This is a genomic window from Rhodothalassium salexigens DSM 2132, from assembly GCF_004341375.1.
Taxonomy (GTDB): Bacteria; Pseudomonadota; Alphaproteobacteria; order Sphingomonadales; family Rhodothalassiaceae; genus Rhodothalassium; species Rhodothalassium salexigens.
In genome coordinates, this window is record NZ_SLXO01000002.1 from 172,264 (window position 1) to 189,431 (window position 17,168).

Here is a 17,168-nt window from a genome sequence, read left to right on the forward strand (position 1 = left end):
CAGAGAGCACGCGACCCGTTGGGAGGTCGTGGCCCACGCGCCAAGCTAGAGATCGGGAGAGGGATGTCAAATGATCTTTTCGCGCTGCGGCATAAATCGAGCGCGGAAAACCGCGCCGACGCGGCCGCCGCAAACAAAATGAGCCGCCTTGGACGTCCGGCCAACCGGCTGCCCAAGGCGGCTCATTTCGCAACCACACCACCGCCGCAACACCGCCATGGCCGCAACGCCCCGTCGGCCGCGCCAACGCCATCCCACGGCTCGGGTCGACCGGCGTCCCCGGATCGGCGTCCATGGGGGTCGGCGTCCCGGTCGGTGCCCGGAGACGCGGCGCGACCCGTGGGGCCATCGGGCGAGCGGTGCGGCGTCGCTTAGCCCAGGCGCCAGACCAGCGGCAGCTTGAAGGTGAAGCTGTCGCCCTTCATCAATTGCGCCGGCGGCACCGGCAGCGGGTCCAGCTTGTCCATCAGGCGCGGCAACTGGCGATCCAGCACATCGTGGCCGGTGCTCTCCAGCACTTCGTAGCTGGTGATCACGCCCTGACCGTCGATGGTGATTTCGATCTTGGCAGCGCCTTCCAGCCGACGCGCAATCGCCGAGCGAGGGTAATCCTGGTTCTTTTGCACTTTTTGCAGAATGGCCTTTTGCCAGGACTTGACATCCTGCGCTTGGGCGTCCGGCGCGCCCAGGACCATCCAGGCGGCCACCAAAGCGGGCAAAACGAACAAGGCACGACCAATGCGTTTCATGATATCAGCCTCCAACATGTGAGCAGGAAAATTGGTCGCACCCCTTCTAAAGGGCAGGCTGTAAAAAGATGATTAAACAAAGCACGCAAATTGCCCGGTTCTGGTCCGGTTCGAGGAGACCCGTGCGGGCCGGTTCGGGGCCGCTCACAGCGCCTTTTCGAAGTAGCGGATATCGGCCTCGGGGTTGTACGAATAGGGCGCCGTCGGTCGGTATCCGAGCCGTTGATAGAGCCGGTTCGCGGCGTCCAGACGCGCCAGGGTGTCGAGCTTGAGGCGGCGATAGCCAGCCAGCCGCGCCGCCCCCTCGATACGCAGGCACAATGCCTCGGCCACGCCCGCACCGCGCGCCGACGGCACCACATAAAGCCGCTTCATCTCCGCCACCTCGGGCGGTTCGAGCGGCTTGAGGCCGACCACGCCGACCGCCTCGCCGCCGGCCCAGGCCAGCAGCAACGCCCCGGCCGGCGGTGCATAGACCCCGGGCAGGCCGGCCAACTCGGCCGCGAACCCCTGAAAGCACAGATCGATCCCGAGCTCGGCCTGATAGTCCCGGAACAACCGCGCCACAACCGCCATATGGTCGGGCTGGGCTGAAAAAATGCCGTCGGCTTGCATCGCTGGCGTCTCCATGGCAGGCACGGGCGCGTACGCTCATCGCCCCGGCCCAAGGGTGAAACCGTCGCCGCGCGCGCGTCAACCGGGCTAGTGCGCCGTTTGGGAACCACATCATGGCCCTGCTGACCGATCCGCAAGTCTGGGCGAGTTTCGCCACCCTGGCGTTGCTCGAAATCATCCTCGGCATTGACAATCTGATCTTTCTGTCGGTGATCACCAGCCGCCTGCCCGAGCACCGCCAAGCCCGCGCCCGGCTGATCGGCCTGTTGGGCGCCTTGGTCATGCGCATCGGGCTTCTGCTGGGGATCGCCTGGATCATTTCGCTTCAGAAACCGTTCATGACCGTGTTCGGCCAAGGGGTCAGCTGGCGCGACCTGATCTTGATGGGCGGCGGGTTGTTCCTGCTTTACAAGGGCACCACCGAGATCCATGCCACCGTCGAGGGCGAGGACGACCACGGCAACGCCACCAAGGCGGCCAGCATCGGCTTCGCCGCCGCCATCGCCCAGATCATGGCGCTCGACATGGTGTTCTCGCTCGACAGCGTGATCACCGCGGTCGGCATGGTCGACCATATCGAGGTGATGATCGCGGCGGTCACGGCGGCGATCGGGGTGATGATCTTCGCCGCCGACCCGGTGGCCGACTTCATCCAGCGCCACCCGACCACCAAGATGCTGGCGTTGAGCTTTTTGTTGCTGATCGGCGTGGCGCTGGTGGCCGACGGCCTGCATTTCCACATCCCGCGCGGCTATCTCTATTTCGCGGTCGGCTTCTCGGCCCTGGTCGAAGTGCTCAACCTGACCGCCCGCAAACGCCGCCGCGCCTGACCCGCCGGCCCGTCGGCGGCCACGGGCGGGGCCTGGTCGCGCCGGTGAAAACGCCATCGGGCCGGACGGGATCGCTCCCGCCCGGCCCGATGGCCTCACCAGAACCTGGGCGCCGGGGGCGCTAAGCGGCGTTACGCCTCGACCCAGGCCGCGCCTGGATTGTTGCGGTAAAAACCGTTGGCCAGCGGCACGTGCGGGCATTCGTCCTCGACCTCGCCGAGCGCCTCTTCGGCGTCCAAGCGGCCGTCGAGCAGGTCGCGATAGACCCGCGCCATGCGCACCATGTCCACATCCTGCGGCGACAGCCGGAAGCCGGCCACGCCGACGCCGCGCAGGGTGGCGATCTCGCCGGTCAGGCAGGCATAGGCGCCCGACAGGGTCTGCACGCCGTTGACCGACAGGAACGGCTGGCCTTCGAGCGTATCCACCGGCAGGCCGTCCAGGTCCTCGCCGCAGACGAAGCGGCACGACGCCTTGGCCCGGCCATGGGCGCGGGCATGGTAGCAGCGCGCCGAAATCGCCAGCGGCCAGCGGCCGAACACCTGCACTTCGAGCGCCGGTTCGCCGACCGCCGCCAGGGCGTGGATCGACGGGCCGGGCAATTCGCTCGGGGTCACCGAGCGCTCGACGCCGGCGCCGGCCAGGTAACGCAGCGTCGCCTCGTTATAGACGTTGAGCAGCGACCCGGCGACCGCACCGCGCCGGCCGCGCCGTTCGAGCACGCCGAAGGTGGCGATATCATTGACCTCCACCGGCAGGCCCAGGTCGATCAATTCCTCGACCAGCGCCAGATCCTCTTCCTCCGAGACCAGACCCGGCGTCGAGATCACCACGGTCTTGCCGGCCTTGTGCAACCGCTCGACCACGGTTTGCAGGTGCGGGCGGTTGAAGCGCCAGCGCTTGGGGCACACCACTTCGCCCACATAGACCGTGTCGACGGGCGCCTCGTCGGCGATCTGGCAATAGAAATCCCGCCAACGCTCGGCCGGCCAGTGGAACAACAGCGGCCCCAGGCTCAACAGCCCCAGGTCGCCGGCGCCGTCGCGCGTCGCCTCGGTCAGGTCGCGCACGGCGGGGGACAGGTCTTCGGTCATCGCCATTCCTTCTTATAGGCACCGGTGGAGCGGCGGCCGCCCTCGGACAGGCTGTCGAGCACGCTGGCGTCGGGGGTTTCGCCGCGCAGGGCGGCGTCGCGCAGGCTGCGCATGGTGCGCACCGCCCGGTCCACATAAGACCGGCCGCGCTGCCGGCCCTCGATCTTGAGCGCCGAGACGCCGGCGTCCACCAGCCCCTTCATCACCTCGGCGGCGTTGAGGCTCACCGGGTCTTCGAAAATGTGCAGTTCCTGGCCGGCGACCTGGAAACGGCCCTTGCACAGGGTCGGATAGCCGGCCGCCTCGCCCGGCGCCACGCGGTTGATGGCGAAGTCGCCGAGCCGGGTGACCAGGCCGTCGGGGCCGTCCTCATAGTGCACCGACGCCGCCGGCGAGCACACGCCGGTGGTGTTGGGCGACTTGCCGGTGGCGTAGGACGACAGGTGGCAGCGACCCTCGGCCATCGGGCACAGGCCGCCGAACACGAACACCTCATATTCCACCGAGGTGCGGTCGCCATGCCGGCGGATATCGTCGACGGTCAGCACCCGCGGCAGCACGGCGCGCTTGATGCCGAAGGCGCGGCGATAATATTCCAGCGCCTCGGGGTGCGCGGCGCTGGCCTGGACCGACAGGTGCAGGCGCAAATCCGGGTGCGTTTCGGCGGCATAGGCGAGCATGCCGATGTCCGACAGGATCACCGCGTCGACGCCGATCCGCGCGCCGTCGTCGATGGCGTCGGTCCAGATCTTCAGATCGCCGGCGCGCGCGAAGCTGTTGACCGCCAGATAGACGTGACTGCCGCCGGCATGGGCATAGTCGACCGCCTCGGCCAGTTCATCGCGCGAGAAATTGAGGCCGGGGAAGTTGCGGGCGTTGGTTTCGTCGCGAAACCCCACATAAACCGCGTCGGCGCCGGCGTCGACGGCGGCGCGCAGGCTCGCCGGCGTGCCGGCGGGACAGACCAGTTCCGGTCCGGTGGTCATCAGATGGACTCCTTTTGCGAAGAAGCGGTCGGCGCGGACGGCGCCCCGGTGGGCCGACCGCGCGGGGCGCGCCGGCGCAGGCGCTCGACCTCGGCCTTGAGCGCGGCGATCTCGCGCGCCTGGGCGTCGATCCGGGCGGCGAGCGGCGCGCGCCACTCGGTCTTGACATGGTCGAGCCCGGTCTCGGCGGCGCGATAGGCATCGACCAGCGCGCCAATGCCGCGTGTGGCCAGCCCCGACGCCGGACCGAACATGCCCGACAGTTCGTCGACGAAATCGATCTCGGCGCCGTCGAGCGCGTTGCGCAGCGCCACCGCCAGATCGCTGTTGCCGGTGACCCGGATCTCGCGCGAGAAGAACAGCGCGTCGCCGTCGTCGGTGCCGCCGGCGGTGGCCAGCAGCCGGGCCAAGGGCCCTTCGATGGCGGCGTCCCACTCGCTCTCGCCCGGCGCCTCGTCGAGCAGCCAGACCTCGGCGCGGTCGCTCTCGATGGCGATCAGCGCGTGCCACGGCAGGTCGCTGGCGCGCAGATACAGCCGCGCCGAGCCGGCATCGGCGACCCGGTCGAGCATCTCGGGGTGGCGCTCGACCAGCCGGTCGGCCAGCCCTTGCAGCAGCCGTTCGAGCGGCCGGCGCGGCAATGGCCGGGCCAGCAGGCCCAGAGGTGTCAACGGCGTGATCGACGCGGGACCCAAGCTCATCTCATCCGTCCTGATCTGATCGCGGGGAGGGTGGAACCGGAGACCCCGGCCGGGCATCGGCGGCCGCCCGACGATCCATCGACCGGCCGGGGCCGTAACCCCATAAGCCCCGCATACACTCCACAAAGCGTAACTGTAAATGCGGTCTGTCGCACAACGACTGTCCAGCGCCGTTGACAGCCGACCTCTAGACCGGCGCGCCGGCGCGGGCAAGGCCCGGCACGGCCGGCGCGACGAAAAGTCGACACCGCCGCAGTGGTCGGGTCCGGGCCGGGGTGCCAGGCCGGGCTGTCGGGCCGGCGGCGGTTGGATTGCTTTGCCCGGGCGGGCTTGCCATGGCGATGCAGCTTGGCGCGTGCCCGGCCATGCCCCGGCCAGGACCGGGCCAGGACCGGGCGGTGAGCCGGTACGGCGATGAAAAAACTCTCATTTAGGGGTTGGCAGGCGGCGCGAAGCCTGATACCTGAGCGTCCACCAGGGCGGCGCCTGTCGCCCCCTGATCCCCGGTAGCTCAGCGGTAGAGCAAGCGGCTGTTAACCGCTTGGCCGGCGGTTCGAATCCGTCCCGGGGAGCCAGTTTCCGAAAGCCCAGCCGACGCCGGCTGGGCTTTTTTCGTGGCCCATCATGTTTCGTGATGTTTCGTGGCGCATCGTGCCGGGCCGGCAGCGGCCCGGTCAGGTGCCGCCGCGCCCGGGCAACTGGTGCAGGCGCACGCCGTCGCCGCAGACCGTGCGGGCGATCTCGCACAGATGGCGGTGGTGGGTCAGGTAGATCACCTGGCCCTGCCCGGCCATGGCGTGCAGCAAGGCGAACGTCTCGGCCGCGCGGTCGTCGTCGAAGGTCTCCAGAATGTCGTCGGCGAAGAACGGCGGCACCGGGCCGCGCTCGGCGAACTCGGCATGGCCGGCGATGCGCAGGGCCAGATAAAGCTGCGCCCGGGTGCCGCGCGACATCTCATCGGCGGTCACCGTGCCGCCCTCGGCGCGCACACCGACCAGCGCTTCGCCGGTCTTCGACACCGCCGAATCGAGGCCCCGGAACGCGCCGCCAGTGATGGTGGCGAACGCCTCGCTGGCGCGCCGCATCATCGAACTGCGGTGGGTGTCGCGATAGGCGCGCAACGCCTCCTCGACCATGGCGACGCCGGCCGACAGGCGCAAAAACGCCTGCGCCTCCTCCTCGATCAGCAGCAAAAGCGCCGCGCGCCGTTCGGCCAGCCGCGCCGGGCGGTCGTCGCTGCCGATGCCGTCGCGCGCCGCCTCGGCCTGCTTCCACGCCGCATAGGCCTCCGACACCCGGACCCGGTCGGCGTCGCGCTGGGCGTCCAGGCGCTCGCGCTCGGCCGCCAACTCGTCCTGTTGCTCCGGGTCGTCGGCCACCGCCGCCAAGCGCCCGGCGACCGCGTCCAGGTCGGCGGCGCCAAGCCGGCGGCACAGATCGTCCTCGGCCTCGGCGATCCGGGCGTCCAGGTCGTCGCGCTCGGCGGCCCGGCGGATCTCGGCGATCATCTGGCCCAGGTCGTCGCAGCCCGGCACCCGCTCGGCGAGCGCGGCGATCTCCCGGTCGACATCGCGCATGGCGGCCTCGGCCTTGGCCAGGGCTTGCCCGGCAGCCTGCCACTCTTGGGTGAGGGTTTGGTGGTCGCGCTCGGCAGCGCGCGCCTCGCCGACCCGATCGCGCACCGCCTTGAGCGCCGCCACCGGGTCGCCGACCGGGTCCAGCGCCCAATCGGCCGGCGCCTCGGCCACCAAGTCGGCGACCGCTTGGGCGAAGCGGTCGCGGTCGGCGGCCAGGGCGTCGATCGTGGCGTCGAGCGCGCGCGCCTCGCCCAGGCGCTGGGCCAGATCGTCGAGCCGGTCCAGCAGGACGGCCACCGTTTCGGGCTCGGTCCCGGCCGCGATCCAGGTTGGCCCGAGCGCCTGACGCCACGCATCCGTCCAGGCGTCGAGCGCCCGGCGCGCGTCGTCGAGCGTGGCGACGCGCCGGTCGCGTTCGGCGGTGGCGTCGGCCAGCGCTCGTTCATGGGTGCGCCGATCCTGCGCCGCCCGGCGCCACCGGTCGAGCGCCGCGTCGACATGGGCCAGCAGCGCCCGGGCCTCGGCCTCGTCGGGAGCATTCTCTGGGGCCTGTGCTGGGGCAATCCCGCCGTCCGCCGGGGCGCCGCCGCCAAAACCGGGGCCGACCTCAAGACCGGCGGCGGCCAGGTCTTGGGTCAGGCGCTCGCGCGCCTGTGTCGCCGCGTCCAACCGGGTGCGCGCGGCCATGACCTTGCGCTCCAGGGCCGGCCACCGGTCGCGCACGGCCCGGGCGGCCGTCGCCCAGCGCCCCAATGACGCCGCCGACACCGGCTCGCCCAGACCGAGCGCCCGGGCACGGTCGGCCAACTCCGCCTCCAAGGCCGCCGCGTCCGCCGCCAGCGCCGCGTCACGCCGGCGGGCGGTATCGCGCTCGGCCTCGGCGCGGTTCAGCCGCCGGCGCGCCTCGGTCACCTGCGCCCAGGCGTCGGCATGGGCGAGCCGCGCCTCGACCGCCTGGTCATGGTCGGCCGCCGCAGCCTCGAACCGGTCGGCGGTGGCGCGCAACCGCTCGGGCGCCGGCGGGGCCTCGGCGTCGACCAACGCCCGGTGTTCGGCCCAGGCGGCGTCGCGCGCACCGCGCCGGTCGTCAAGGGCCGCTGCCGCGCTCACCGTCGCGTCGGCCATCAGCGCGTCCCGGTCGGCGGCGGCTTGGGCACACTCGGCCTCAGCGGCATCAAGGGCCTTGCGGGCGTCGCGCCGGTCGTCGGCCAATTGTCGTTCGCGCGCCGCCAGGGCATCGAGGGTCGCAGCGTCCGGCAGCACCAGGGCATCAAGCGCCGCCGCGTCGCCGGTCCAGGGCGCGAGCGCGGCCAGTTCGCGCCGGCGATCGTCCGCCGCCTCTGCAGCCTGGGCATGGGCGGCGGCGACGGCAGCCGGCGCCAGCGCCTCGCGCCCGGCGTCGAGCGTCCGGTCGAGAGCCGACAGGTCGGCCGGAGCCGGCACGGCGTCGAGCGCGGCCCGGGCTGCCGCTGCGGCCTCATCGGCGCGGGCCCGCTCGGCCTCGGCGGTCTCGATCCGATCCAGGTGCCGCGTGCGCTCAGCCAACCGGGCGCGCAGCGTCGCCAAGGTGGCGTCGTCGAGGCGCAACGACGCGGGTGCGGCGTCCGGCCGGCCGAGGCGCGCCAACAAGTCGGCGATATGGTCGTCGAGCCGGCGACGCTCCGCGCGCGCCTCGGCTAGTCCATCGGCGGCCCGATAGCGGACTTCGCGGTCGGTGGCGTCGAGCCGGTCGAGCGCCGGGGCAAGCGCCAGCGCATCCCGGTCGACCTGCACCCGGTCGCGCGCCGCCCGGGCCTCGGCCACCCGCGCGCGGGCATTGGCGAGGCCCGTGCGCGCCCCGACCTCGCGCGGGCGCAGGGCCTCGGCGGTATCGACCAGGTCGGCGGTATCGGGCGCGTCGGCCAGGTCGGTGCGCCGGGCTCGCAACCGGGCGAGCGCCTGCCAGCCGGGCAGCGCGTCGAGCGTGGCCCCCACATGGGCCAACCGCCGGGCGGCGGTTTCAGCGCTGCGGGCGGCGTCTTCATAGGCCGCGCGGGCGGTGTCTTCGGCCTGGCGCAAGGCGGCGAAAGCGGACGCGGTCACATCGCTGTTCACGATTTCGGCGTCGATCTCGGCCAGTTCGTCGGTCAGTTCCTTCAAACGGTGCTTTTGGGCACGCGGCTTGTAGAAGCCGTCGGCTTCGGCGCGCAGATCGTCGAGTTCCTTGGCGACCGAGGCCAGCCCCGAGGTCGCCGAGAACAACAGCGCGCCCAGATCGCCCCGGCTATCGAGAATGTCCTCGCCACCCTTGGCCAGCGATGCCTCGTCGAGCGAAAACATCGACGTGTAGGCAGCCCGGTCGATGCCCCCCAGGGCCGCCCGGACAGCGCCACCGAGCACGTTGGGCGCCGGCGCGCCGGCGGCGTCGAGCAGGTCGTCCTTGCGCCGCTTGACGCGCCGGGCGGTGACCCCATCCATGCCCGCCGCGCTCAACGCGGCCGCCACCTCCAGATGGGTCGTCTGGTGCAAGAAGGCGTACCGCGTCTTGTGCTGAAAGCCGAACAGGAAATCGAGACAGGCATCGCGCAGCGTCGATTTGCCGGCCTCGTTGGGCCCGTAGACCAGATGAAAGTCGCCGCCATCGGCCGGGCGGTCGAAGACGATCTCATGGTCGGTGAAATGGCCGTAGCGGATCAGCGAAAGCCGGTCGAAGCGCATCAGTCGCCCCCTCCCCCCTGCTCGCCGCTCTCGGGGTCGGCCGAACCGCGGGCGGTCAACCGGGCCAAGACCGCTTGGGCCCCGGTGTCGAGATAGGCCGCCACCGGGTCATCGGCGGCCGGGTCAAGCAGCCGGTCGCGCACCTCGGGCGGCAGCTTGCGTTGCAGACCGGCCGCTTGGTCGGCGACCTCGGCCGCCACCCGCTCGCGCCCGGGCCCCGGCGTCCGGAGCAGCGCCCCGAGTTCAGCGAGCGGTAGCGCGTCGGCCGCCGCCTTGGTCTCGACCGCGCCATCGTCGCGACCCGCAGGCTCGGTGCGGTTATCCAGCCGATCAATCAGCACGCCGCCGACGCGCCGCCCCGCTTCGGTCGCCTCTTCGACGACCATGTCGGCGTCGCGGACCAGCCGCGCGGCCAGCCCGGTGGCCCCGGTCAGGGTCAGCCGCGCCACCAGATGGTCAGCAGCGACACCAGCGCGCGCCTCGGCCAAAGCCGCCTCCAGCCGCTCGGGCAGCGCCGACCACTGGGCCAGCCCGTCCAGGTCCACCGCCACGCGCTCGAACTGCGCCGGGGCGACCACCCGTTCGGCAAGCCGGGTGCGACCGTCGTCGTCGATCTCGGCCAGCGTCACCGTTTTAACACCGGCCTCGTTGATGTGACGGCCCTGGGGGATGCCGGGCATGACCACGGCCACCGGCGCCTCGGCATGGACCATGCGCTTGTGGATGTGGCCGAGCGCCCAATAATCGTAACCATGGGCGAGCAGGTCGGCGAGCGCGCAGGGCGCATAGGTGTCGTGCTCGGCGCTGCCGGCCAGGCTGGTGTGCAGCAGGCCCACATTGATGGCGCCGGCCACCGGGGCGGGATAGACGGGCAGCAGGCTGTGGGGCGCCTGGGGCCGGGCGAAGCTGACCCCGTGCACCGCCACCCGGCCGTCCTGGAGCGCGACCGTGCCGCCGTCGGGCGGAAACTGGAAAACCCCCTCGGGCCAAGCCAGGTCGCGGGTGACCACCGACGCCGCGTCGTGATTGCCCTGGATCAGACAGACGGCGATGCCGGCATCGGTCAGGCGGCGCATCTGGCCGGTCAGGAACGCCGCCGTCTTCATGCTGCGCAGGTCGCCGTCATAGAGGTCGCCGGCGATCAGCAGCGCGTCGACCTGCTCTTCCAGGCACAGATCGACGATGCGCGCAAAGCTCTGACGGGTCGCGTTGGCAATCGTCCGCCCGGCCTCGGCATCGCGCAGGGACAGCGAGCGTAGCGGCGAATCCAGGTGCACGTCGGCGGTGTGAAGGAAACGAAACGACATCGGCGGGACACAGGCTCGGCTTGATCGACCACCGCCCGACCGTGCCCCACCGCCGACGCCAAATCAATTGCCGACCAAGGCCCTGGCAGGAACCGGACCGCGACCGCACCGTGGGACCGCACCGGCCAACTGGGCCGCTGCGGCCAGACAGCGGGACACGCCCACCGCGACCGCCCCACGCCGTCCCGGTATTGGCAATTTTTTGTCACCTAAATTTTAACTTTTGACTGACTACTCTGCGCCGCGACCCCTTTGCAATCAGAAATTTACACGCCAGACGAGAATCAGATATGAATTCATGGCTGGGAGGCACATATGCTGAAAGTCGATCAACAAAAGAGGGCGGGGGCGAGCCCCATGTGGGACGAAGACCTTTTTGAAAAACTTGATAAATTCTTACCAGGTTTTTTTTACAAGTATCACGAGACCGACGGCGGTAAACGGTGGCTGTCCTGGCATTCGCCCGGCATGGCGGACGTCTACGGGATCACGCCCGAACAGGCGGCCCACAACGACTTCGCGGCACTGTGGGACATCATCCACCCCGATGATCGCGACGATATCCTGGCCAGCGTTCGACGCTCCGCCGAGACGCTGACCGAGTGGGAGGCGGAGTATCGCATCGCCCACCCGCGCAAGGGGGTGGTCTGGGTCCACGGCCGGTCGATGCCCGAACGGATCAGCGCGGACGAAACCGCCTGGTACGGTTTCATTCAGGACATCACCCGTATCAAATCGACCTTGGCCGAGGTTGGCGAGGCGCGGTTCCGGGCCAAACTGGCGCAGGAATCGCTCGGCGCCGGAATCTGGGACTATGATCCGCTCGCCGGCACGCTGCGCTGGGACACCGAGATGTTCGATCTCTATCGCATCGATCCGCGGCTGTTTACCGGCTGCTTGTCGGACTGGTTCGCCTATCTGCACCCCGACGACGTGCCGGCGGTCCGGGCGGCGCTGGAGCGGCTGACGCTACAGGGCTCGTGCGGCGCCGTCCGCTTTCGTCTGCATCCCGACCTGGGGCCCGAACGCTGGCTTCAGTCGACCGGCAAGGCGGTGCGCGACGCGGCCGGCACGGTGATCCGCGTGGTCGGCCTGAATTATGACATCACCGCCGACGTGCAGGCCCAGATCAAGGAACGGCGCCTGTCCGACGAGGCCAACCAGTTGCGCTTGCAAGCCGAGGAGGCGAACCGCGCCAAATCGCGCTTTCTGGCCATGATGAGCCATGAACTGCGCACGCCGCTCAATGCCATGATCGGCTTCGCCGAGACCATGAGCGAGGAGGTGTTCGGTCCCTTGCCGGCGCGCTACGCCGATTATGCCGACAAAATCGGCCAGGCCGGGCGGCATCTGCTGTCGGTGATCGGTCCGATCATCGACCTGCACCGGCTCGACGGCGGCAAGGTCCAGGCGCAGCCGGTGCCGGTGGATCTGGCCGCCGAGCTGGCAACATGTACCGACATGCTGGTGTTTCAACTGCGCGAGACCGGCGCCGAGGTGCGCATCGCCCCTGACCCGGCGCCGGTGCCGATGCACTTCGACCCCGACCACCTTCGCCAGATCTTGATAAACCTGATCCGCAACGCCATCGAGGCCGGCGCGCAGACGATCACCCTGTCGGCTTTGCCCGGCCCCCATGGCCCGCAGGTGCGCATCGCCGACGACGGACCGGGCATCCCCGTGGACCATCAGCACAGCCTCTGGCAGCCCTTTACCCCGTCCGGCGACGAGCCGATGCAAAGCCGCAGCGACGGCATGGGGCTCGGCCTGCCGATCTCGGTCCGGCTCGCAGCCCTCAACAAACACAGCCTCGATCTGACCCGCAGCGACCCCGACGGCACGGTCTTTTCCCTACGCCCCGAGGCGGCCGGAGCCAACGGCGCAGACGGCACGGCGCGATAACCCCGGTCTTGGTCCGGGCGGAGCGCGGCCTGGGCGTCCGCGCTGTCCTGGCCGGTGCCAATGGGGGCGCCGGGCCGCCGGGCCGGATCGGCGTTACTCGAACCGGGCCTCGAAGGCGGCGAAGCGGGCGTCGAGCCGCTCGGCCAGGCGCTGGCGCGTCGCCTCGTCCACGAACGCATAGCCAATGGCATTGCGCGACAATCGCTTCACGTCGTCATAGCTGAGGTCGAAGGTTTGCACCGCGCGCACATATTCATGGGTCAGGTCGATGCGCGACACGCCCTCGTCGTCGGTGGACAGGGTCAGCGGCACTCCGGCGGCGCGATAAAGGTCGAACGGGTGGTCGTCGCCGCGGACGCCCAGGATCACGTCGTTGCTGGTCAGGTTGATCTCGACCGCGATCCCCTCGGCGGCCATGCGCGCCAACAGCGCCTCGCTGTCCCGCTCATGGGCGATCGACACGCCGTGGCCGATGCGCCGGGCGTGGCCGAGTTCGATCGCCTCGCGGATGTGGAAGTGCAGATCGTCCGGTCGCACCAGCCCGAGCGCCAGTTCGCCGGCGTGCAAGGCCACGTTGCGCGGGCCTTCGGTGCGGTAGAGATGGTCCAACATGTCCATGTGGCGGGTATAGTCGCGCAGCGCCACATGGCGGTTTTCCGGCGTCACCAGGTTGATCGCCACCAGATGGTCGCTCGCCGCCATGGCGCGCCAACCGAGGATCATCTGCGCATAGACCCCGGCGGGCGAAAAGTCGCGCAGCACCTGGTGCTGAAGCCGCACGGTGACCGCACAGCCGGGCTCAGCCGCGCCGCCGTCGCAGCCGAGCAGCGCCCGGCGCTTGGCCATGGCGGCGTCGACGGTGTCGACGATCCGGTCGGTCAGGTCGTCGAGCGCGGCGCCGAACGGGCTGGCCATCAGCCGGCGATAGTCGGTGCCGGCGTCGCCGGTCAGCGTCACATCGGCGACCAGGGGCACGATCTCGCCCACCACGATGGTGTGCATCAGTTCCAGATAGAGAATGTTCTGGTCGGCGGCGCGGCGGCTGACCATCGCCAACATGTCGCCCAGCCGGTGCGGCTTGGCCGCCATGCGGTTGAAGGTGACGAAAAACTGGTCGAGCCCGGACCAGCCGTCGCGGGCCACGAAATGGCGCAGGCTCAAGGCGTCGATCAGGCGCCGGCGCAGGTCCACGTCCTCATAGGCGCGGCTCGCCGGCACCCAGCCCACCCCGTCGCAGGCCACGCCTTGGGCCGGGTCGCGCAACGCCGGCACCGCGGGGTCGATGCACAAGCCATCCTCGGCCGCCCAGTCGAGCCAGGTTTCGGCATAGATGGCGCCGGTCAGATGATTGTGCAGGTCGCCGCCCTTGGGCATGGCTTCGAGAAACCGGCGCAGGCGCGGCCGGTCGGCGGCCTTGGCGGCCTCGAACGCTGCGGCGGCGCTGTTGGTCTCGACGCTGCCACCGGCCGCCGTCTCAGCCCCCGACCCCGCAGCACAGCCGGCCAGCGCCAAGGCCCCGGCCAACACGGCGCCGAATGCCCCGCACCGGCGCCCCCAAGAGCTCGCCCCCCACATCGTGCCCGTCGCCATCGCCGCTCTCCCATCGGTTATCAAGGAGCGCCCCGGCGGCCGCTCCCGGCTCCGAGCGGCTTAGCAAAGCCGGCGGCGGGAGGCCAGAGCCCGGACCCCGGGCGGCAGCGATCGGGCTTCGAGCCGCCGACCGGCGCCGGCCGGGGCCAAGCGTGGCGGGCCAGGCTCGGGGTCAGGATCACGCCCGGGGCCACGGCCCGGCAAGGCGGGCGGTCAGGCCGAGGCGAGCCCGGCGGGCGGGTCGGTCGACGGATCGGCGGCGGCAGGCGGTGCCGCGTCGGCGCGGGCGGCGAGGATCTCGGCGCTCAGATTGTAGGACGCGGGGTTGTCCACGTCGATCGGCGCGAACCCATAGTCGAGATAGGTGGGCTCCAGCGTGGGGCCCAAATTGCGGCCGATGCGGTCGAACAACCCCTGCGCGGTCGCCCAGCGGGTCTTGTAGAGGATGAACGGCATGACCCCGAAGGCGTCGAGGATGCGCTTGTGGCGCTTGCCGAACTGGCCGCCGCCTTCGAACACGCGCACCGCCTTCAAGGCGCGCTCGGTGCGCAGGCCATAGAGGTTGCAGCCCGACACCGAGATGTCGCGGAACCGGTGATAGGCGATGGGTGCGCCGGGATGGTCGCGCGCAACCGCCGCCTCGGGCGCGACGCCCACGGTGATGTCGCGCTCGCTGGCCAGAAGCGCGTCGGCGAAGTCGCGCACCACGGCGGGGGTATGCAGCGCATTGTCGCCGGTGGTGATCAACAGCGGGAAGGCGTCGGCGCCGGCGGCCTCGATGGCCTCGACCCCGGCCAGCACACTGTCGGCCAGATTGCCCCGGCTGGTGGCGGCGACCAGCCGGCCCTGGTCCATCAGCCGGGCCAGCGCCGGCACGCCGCGCAACAGCGCGCCATCCTCGATCGACACGAAGACACGGCCGACCCGTTGGCTGGCGATCAGCGTCTCGACCACCCGCTCGATCATCACCCGGCCGGCGATCGGCGCCAGACACTTGTGCGACACGCCGCACAAGGCGGCGACGCTGTCCTTGGGACCGCGCCGGCTGGCGGCCATGACCAGCGCGGTGACTTGGCCGCTCGACGCCATGGTCACGCCTCCGCCGTGGTCCAGTATCCCGACAGGATGCGCTCGCCGCGCCGCCCCTGGGCCACCTCGGCGGTTACCCGGCTGCCGATGCCGGACAGGTTGTTCCCGTGCATGCGATAGTGGAACAGCGGTTCGGGCAGATAGTGGCCGGTCCAACCGCGCGCGACCATGCGTTTCCACTTGTGATGCTTGGTGGCGACGCGGATGGATTCGTCGAACGGCGCCACGTCGAGGAACGCCTGGGTCACCACCACGGCGGGCTCGGGCACATAGCTGAACTGGTCGAGCAGGTCGGCGTCGAACGGCGTCGACCGGCCACGGTCGATCAGTTCGCCCTGGCTGTCGATCAACAGGCAATCGGAATAGACGAAGCCGACGGCGGGGTCGGTGGCACGTTCGGCCTCCAACACGTCGATGCAGCGGCGGGCATAATTCGGCACCAACAGATCGTCGGCGTCGAGGGTGATCAGATAGTCGCCGGTCAACTGGTCCAGCACGGCGTTGATGGCGCCCAGTTTGCCGCGATTGCGGGGCAAGGCCACCAGCTTGGTGCGGGCCAGATGGCCAGCGCGGTCCAAGGCCGCCTCGATCACATCGACCGACCCGTCGGTGCTGCCGTCGTCCACAATCACCAACTCAATCGGGCCATAATCCTGCGCCAGGACGCTGTCGATGGTCTGACCGATATAGGCGGCGTAGTTGTGGTTGGGGATCAGAATCGACAGTCGTCGGCGGGATTGGGCGTTACAAACGGTCATAGCATGGGTCCATCGCTGGGGCTGAGGACTGCGGTCGGGGAGAACTCGGCCGCGGCGGGATACAGGTTACGGGCGTCGGCGTCCAGCCGGTTGGTCAAGTCGCCACAAATCTGGCGAATGCGGCGTACCGCGTCTTCCGGCAAGGACCGACGCTTGGCAAGGTCATCGTCTTGGAACGGCTGCGTGTTGGCATCATCCTTCGAATGGGTGTCGAACTGAGCGATCATGGTGCCCAATTGCTCGGCGGTCGGCCGATGGGCCAGGCCGCGGGCGATCACATCTTGGAACCGACTTGGTTCCTTCATCTGCCTGTAATTTAGGAACGTCAACGGCGTTGTCATCGGCGCATCGAGCGCGGCCTTGAAATAACCCCGGTAGCACTGGGCCAGATAGTCGGCGTCCGACATCGTTTCGGTGGCCGCGGCCGGCTGGCCGGTCAGAAACGCCGCCTGGGCGGTGCCCTTGGCTTCCAGCACCGCCGTGGTCTCCTTGAACACCGAGGCGATCACCTCGACCGGATCGCGATAGAGAAACAGCGTCGGCGTCCCGGGCCAGGCGCATTCGATGGTATCGCGCACCATCACGTTCCAACTGATGAACTTGACGAACGCCCGCCGCTCATGACCGCGGCGACGCCGGGTCATCAGCCGCACCAGGGTGCGCAGGCGCGCCGGTGTCGCCGGATCAGAGAGCAGATCACCGCGCCAGTCGTCGCACTGGGCGGCCCAGAAGCCGCGCTGAAGCGGCCCGCCCTGGGTGATCATCACGGTGTCGTCGAGCCTGGCCAACGCCTTGGACAGAAGCGTCGAGCCGCAGCGCGACACGTGCAGGATCAAGCCCTGCGGGTCGAGCCCGTCGCGGCCCACCCCCGGCTGGTCGAGCAAGCTCAAATCGGTGACGAACCGCTCGCCCACCAGGCCGCCGCGGGCCAGATGGTCCAGCGTATACATGAACTGCCATTCGCGGAACGGATGGGTCCCCAGGTCGGCGACATAGAGCAGCCCCCGGCCCACGCCGCCGGTCGGCCGCACCGCCACCGGCACCAGCCCCGGAACGACCTCGAACCGCTGGGCCGCGGCCGCAGGGGGCAACCATGTCTCGGTGATGCCGGGCAGCAGGGTTTCGACAACCCGGTGGTCCGGTTGGGCGTAAAGGGCTGTCACGAAAGACACCTGTGCCTATTATAAAACCAAACGACCGGGAAAACGGCCCCGGTCGTCCGGTTGCATACGACATTTCCGTGACAAGGTAAACGCCCGGTTACACCCTGGCG

The 17,168-nt window shown here is 69.9% G+C and carries 13 protein-coding genes and 1 tRNA gene; 3 read left to right on the plus strand and 11 right to left on the minus strand.

The window, feature by feature from the left end:
- Window positions 1-371: 371 nt before the first annotated feature.
- Window positions 372-749: an energy transducer TonB family protein gene (locus EV659_RS03200; RefSeq protein WP_165878683.1), complete on the minus strand. Its 378-nt coding sequence runs from the start codon at window positions 747-749 to the stop codon at window positions 372-374.
- A gap of 144 nt (window positions 750-893) precedes the next feature.
- Complete coding sequence (locus tag EV659_RS03205; protein WP_132707397.1) at window positions 894-1,364, minus strand: GNAT family N-acetyltransferase; 471 nt, start codon at window positions 1,362-1,364, stop codon at window positions 894-896.
- Window positions 1,365-1,474: 110 nt separating this feature from the next.
- On the opposite strand from EV659_RS03205, the gene EV659_RS03210 reads away from it, so the two are divergent.
- Window positions 1,475-2,194 (plus strand): TerC family protein, encoded by a 720-nt coding sequence (locus tag EV659_RS03210; protein WP_420877584.1) that lies wholly within the window; start codon window positions 1,475-1,477, stop codon window positions 2,192-2,194.
- Window positions 2,195-2,325: 131 nt separating this feature from the next.
- Here the strand turns inward: EV659_RS03210 and ubiV are convergent, their stop codons facing one another.
- The 3 genes from ubiV to ubiT are packed head-to-tail and all read right to left on the minus strand — an operon-like array spanning window position 2,326 to window position 4,975.
- On the minus strand, window positions 2,326-3,288 hold the full coding sequence (gene ubiV / locus EV659_RS03215) for a ubiquinone anaerobic biosynthesis protein UbiV (protein WP_132707400.1): 963 nt from the start codon (window positions 3,286-3,288) through the stop codon (window positions 2,326-2,328).
- Window positions 3,285-4,274 (minus strand): ubiquinone anaerobic biosynthesis protein UbiU, encoded by a 990-nt coding sequence (gene ubiU, locus EV659_RS03220; protein WP_132707402.1) that lies wholly within the window; start codon window positions 4,272-4,274, stop codon window positions 3,285-3,287. The genes ubiV and ubiU overlap by 4 nt, the downstream gene beginning before the upstream one ends.
- Window positions 4,274-4,975 (minus strand): ubiquinone anaerobic biosynthesis accessory factor UbiT, encoded by a 702-nt coding sequence (gene ubiT, locus EV659_RS03225; protein ID WP_165878684.1) that lies wholly within the window; start codon window positions 4,973-4,975, stop codon window positions 4,274-4,276. The genes ubiU and ubiT overlap by 1 nt, the downstream gene beginning before the upstream one ends.
- Window positions 4,976-5,475: 500 nt before the next feature.
- Here ubiT and EV659_RS03230 point away from each other — a divergent pair.
- Window positions 5,476-5,550 (plus strand) — tRNA-Asn (locus EV659_RS03230).
- A 99-nt stretch (window positions 5,551-5,649) separates the two neighbouring features.
- On the opposite strand, the gene EV659_RS03235 is transcribed toward EV659_RS03230, so the two are convergent.
- Entirely contained in the window at window positions 5,650-9,249 is a 3,600-nt protein-coding gene (locus tag EV659_RS03235; RefSeq protein WP_132707406.1) for a YhaN family protein, read from the minus strand.
- Window positions 9,249-10,556, minus strand: coding sequence for a metallophosphoesterase family protein (locus EV659_RS03240; RefSeq protein WP_132707408.1), 1,308 nt, complete (start codon window positions 10,554-10,556; stop codon window positions 9,249-9,251). The genes EV659_RS03235 and EV659_RS03240 overlap by 1 nt, the downstream gene beginning before the upstream one ends.
- 468 nt (window positions 10,557-11,024) lie before the next feature.
- On the opposite strand from EV659_RS03240, the gene EV659_RS03245 reads away from it, so the two are divergent.
- The gene (locus EV659_RS03245; protein WP_165878685.1) at window positions 11,025-12,458 is read left to right on the plus strand and encodes a PAS domain-containing sensor histidine kinase; all 1,434 of its coding nucleotides are present in this window, start codon (window positions 11,025-11,027) and stop codon (window positions 12,456-12,458) included.
- A 93-nt stretch (window positions 12,459-12,551) separates the two neighbouring features.
- Here EV659_RS03245 and EV659_RS03250 read toward each other — a convergent pair whose 3' ends face one another.
- From EV659_RS03250 to EV659_RS03265, 4 genes are all read right to left on the minus strand, one after another.
- Window positions 12,552-14,048 (minus strand): adenosine deaminase family protein, encoded by a 1,497-nt coding sequence (locus EV659_RS03250; protein ID WP_132707411.1) that lies wholly within the window; start codon window positions 14,046-14,048, stop codon window positions 12,552-12,554.
- A gap of 213 nt (window positions 14,049-14,261) precedes the next feature.
- Complete coding sequence (locus EV659_RS03255; RefSeq protein ID WP_132707413.1) at window positions 14,262-15,137, minus strand: NTP transferase domain-containing protein; 876 nt, start codon at window positions 15,135-15,137, stop codon at window positions 14,262-14,264.
- A 2-nt stretch (window positions 15,138-15,139) separates the two neighbouring features.
- Window positions 15,140-15,895, minus strand: coding sequence for a glycosyltransferase family 2 protein (locus tag EV659_RS03260; RefSeq protein WP_132707415.1), 756 nt, complete (start codon window positions 15,893-15,895; stop codon window positions 15,140-15,142).
- Window positions 15,892-17,058 carry a hypothetical protein gene (locus EV659_RS03265; RefSeq protein ID WP_132707417.1) on the minus strand — a complete coding sequence of 389 codons (1,167 nt, stop codon included), beginning with the start codon at window positions 17,056-17,058 and terminating at the stop codon, window positions 15,892-15,894. The genes EV659_RS03260 and EV659_RS03265 overlap by 4 nt, the downstream gene beginning before the upstream one ends.
- Window positions 17,059-17,168 lie beyond the last annotated feature (110 nt).